This is a genomic window from Paenibacillus vulneris (genome assembly GCF_039543185.1).
Taxonomy (GTDB): Bacteria; Bacillota; Bacilli; order Paenibacillales; family NBRC-103111; genus Paenibacillus_S; species Paenibacillus_S vulneris.
The window spans coordinates 1-774 of record NZ_BAABJG010000059.1 but is presented as its reverse complement, the minus strand read 5'-3'; the positions used below and the strand labels follow the sequence as shown (position 1 = coordinate 774).

At 56.3% G+C, this 774-nt stretch carries 1 protein-coding gene; it reads left to right on the top strand.

Annotated elements, in window-relative coordinates; genetic code table 11:
- Positions 1-774: S-layer homology domain-containing protein (locus ABEA66_RS36070; RefSeq protein WP_345595370.1), on the top strand; the 774-nt coding region annotated here is incomplete at both ends.

Sequence of the window (774 nt, the reverse complement as noted above, 5' to 3'; positions counted from 1 at the left end):
CTCGACTTGGCCTTCTCCCGCGCAGGGCAGACTATCCGTTCAGAGCAATTGGGCGGGTATGCGCCAAGATATATTGCGCTTCCTGAAGGCATCGACCCGAACCGGATTACGACCGGAGTGATCGTGAACCCGGATGGAACGGTGAATCATGTACCGACTGTCGTTACGAAGATCAGCAACCGGTATTTTGCTAGGATTCAGGATTTACGCAGCCATGGAAATTACTCCGTCATTTGGAATCCGCAGGACTTCAGTGATGTGAAGAGCCACTGGGCTCATATGACGGTTAATAATGTAGCCGCCAGACTCATTCTTGCCGGAACGGGGAACAATGACTTCTCGCCGGATCGCAACATCAACCGTTCGGAATTTGCGGTAATGGCCGCGACGGGCATGGGGTTACTGGGTCAGAAGGCCGCACAGAACACGTTCCATGACGTTACTTCCACCGCCTGGTATCATAATGGCGTATCCGTTGCCAGCGAATTCGGCATCGTCGAAGGCTACGAAGACGGTATGTTCCGCGGTGACCAGCAGATCACCCGTGAGCAGGGGATCGCGATGATCGCCCGGGCTTACAGCCTGGTTAGACCGCAGGATGCGGCCTTGAGCCAAGCGGAAATCGCAGCGGCGCTTTCGGTATACGGCGATGCGGCGAATCTGTCCGATTGGGCACGCGAGACAGTGGCACGGATGATTCGTGCCGGTGTTGTCGAAGGCAGCGCAGGTCAATTGCTGAAGCCGCAAGAGAGCATGACGCGGGCGGAAGCTGCA